General features: G+C 72.2%; 3 protein-coding genes. 2 read left to right on the top strand and 1 reads right to left on the bottom strand.

Annotation, left to right across the window (positions count from 1 at the left end; translation table 11 throughout):
- Positions 1 to 65 precede the first annotated feature (65 nt).
- Complete coding sequence (gene thiD, locus FV223_RS26015) at positions 66 to 878, top strand: bifunctional hydroxymethylpyrimidine kinase/phosphomethylpyrimidine kinase (protein ID WP_147729641.1); 813 nt, start codon at positions 66 to 68, stop codon at positions 876 to 878.
- A gap of 126 nt (positions 879 to 1,004) precedes the next feature.
- Entirely contained in the window at positions 1,005 to 1,628 is a 624-nt protein-coding gene (locus tag FV223_RS26010; RefSeq protein WP_147729642.1) for an XRE family transcriptional regulator, read from the top strand.
- Positions 1,629 to 1,641: 13 nt separating this feature from the next.
- Here the strand turns inward: FV223_RS26010 and FV223_RS26005 are convergent.
- Positions 1,642 to 2,116: ABC-type transport auxiliary lipoprotein family protein (locus FV223_RS26005; protein ID WP_147729640.1), on the bottom strand; the 475-nt coding region annotated here is incomplete at its 5' end.

Here is a 2,116-nt window from a genome sequence, read left to right as displayed (position 1 = left end):
GAGGGCCGGGCGCGCGACCTGCGGGCGCGGGTCGACGCGGCGCTGGTCGAACGGGGAGCCGCCCGATGACGCCGATCGCGCTGACCATCGCAGGATCGGATTCGGGCGGCGGCGCCGGGATCCAGGCCGATCTCAAGACCTTCTCGGCGCTCGGCGTCTACGGCGCCAGCGCGATCACGGCGCTGACCGCGCAGAACACGCGCGGCGTCCAGGGCATCCACGACGTGCCCGCCGACTTCGTCGCCGCGCAGATCGACAGCGTCTTCTCCGACCTCGCCGTGACGGCGGTGAAGATCGGGATGCTGTCGCAGCCGGCGGTGATCGAGGCCGTGGCCGCGGCGCTCGAGCGCCACGCCATCCCGCGGCGCATCCCGGTGGTGCTCGATCCGGTGATGGTCGCCACCAGCGGCGACCGGTTGATTTCGGACGACGCGGTGATGCTGCTCCGCAGCCGCCTGATGCCGCTCGCCGACCTGATCACCCCGAACCTGCCCGAGGCGGCGAGCCTTCTCGACGAGGCACCGGCCGCCGACGAGAACGGCTCGGCCGCGCAGGCCAGGCGCCTCGTCGCCGCGGGCGCCCACGGCGTGCTGATCAAGGGCGGCCATGCCGCGGGCGACGAGAGCGTCGATCATCTGCTGACCTCGGAGGGGCTGGTGCGGCGCTTCTCGGGCGCACGCCACCCGACGCGCAACACCCACGGCACCGGCTGCACCTTGTCGGCCGCCGTCGCCGCCGGCCTCGCGAAGGGCCTTGGCCTCGAGGCGGCGGTCCGCGCCGCCAAGGCCTACGTCGCCGCCGCGATCGCCGCCGCCGACGACCTCGCGATCGGCGAGGGGCATGGGCCGGTCCACCACTTCTTCGCGATCTGGGCCTGAACGCCGAGCCGGCACGCTGCCGCATCCGCGCCGGTCGCCTTGCATCCGCGGGGGGATTGCGTTTGTAGTAGCGCACGTTCGTTCCGATAAACGGAACGCGATGGCGGAATGCGGATGGCTTCGGCGATGCAGGAACAGGCGGAACGGCCGGGTCGGGGCCGGGACATGCTGAGCGGAGCGGCCGTGCTGTCGGGACAGCTCGGCAAGACGATCCAGCGCCTGCGCAAGGCCTACAACCTCTCGCTGTCGGAGCTCGCCGAGCAATCCGGCGTCGCCAAGTCGATCATCAGCCAGATCGAGCGCAACGAGACCAACCCGACGCTGGCGACGATCTGGCGCCTGTCGCAGGCGCTCGACGTCTCGATCGAGCGGGTGCTGGCGGCCAACGACGAGGAGCCCTTCATCGAGAAGTCCTCGCGCGCCGACACGCCGATCCTCGTCTCCGAGGACGGCAAGGTGCGGCTGGCGATCATCGGCTGGGTCAAGACCATCGAGTGGCTGCAATGGTACGAGGTCTCGGCCGACCCGGGCGGGGTGCTCGATTCCGATCCGCACCAGCGCGGCTCGGTCGAATCGCTCTCGGTCTCGGAGGGCTGCTTCGAGGTCGACATCGGCGGCGTCGTTCAGCGCGCGAGGGCCGGCGAGACCCTGCGCTACCGCTGCGACCGCCAGCACGTCGTCCGCTGCACCGGCGACGTGCCGGGCCGCGCGACGATGGTGGTGATCATGAAGGCGGCGGTGATGGAGTGAGCGGCCCGGGCGCTCAGCGCCCGCCGTTCACCCAGCGCACCAGGTCCGCGAGCACGGTGCCGAGCGCCTGGTCGAGCGCCCGCGCGCCGTTGCCGGCATCGACCGCGGTGACGGGCACGCGCGCCGTGAAGATCCGGGCCGCGACCACCTTGCCGGTGCCGTCGGCGACCAGCTTGGCCGAGATGTCCACCACCGCCTCGCCGGTGCCGGCCGCGATGTCGAAGGCGCGGATCTCGGAGATGAGCTGGTAGTCGGCCACGACCTTGTCGCCGGGGCGCGAGACCGAGCGCAGGCGGCCGGCATTCTCCAGGCTCTGGATGATCCGGGTCTGGATCAGGCGCGGCAGGCGATCGGCCCATTGGCCGCCGCCGAGGAACGAGAGCGAGCCGCCGGCCTCGCGCACGATGATCCGATCGGCCTCGAACGGCTGGATGCCCACCGGCTCCGCGACCACGATCGCGCGCGCGCTCGCGGCCGGCCGCCGAGGA

It is taken from the genome of Methylobacterium sp. WL116 (assembly GCF_008039455.1).
Taxonomy (GTDB): domain Bacteria; phylum Pseudomonadota; class Alphaproteobacteria; order Rhizobiales; family Beijerinckiaceae; genus Methylobacterium.
The sequence above is the reverse complement of the archived record's forward strand: the minus strand, read 5'-3'. Positions and strand labels throughout refer to the sequence as shown.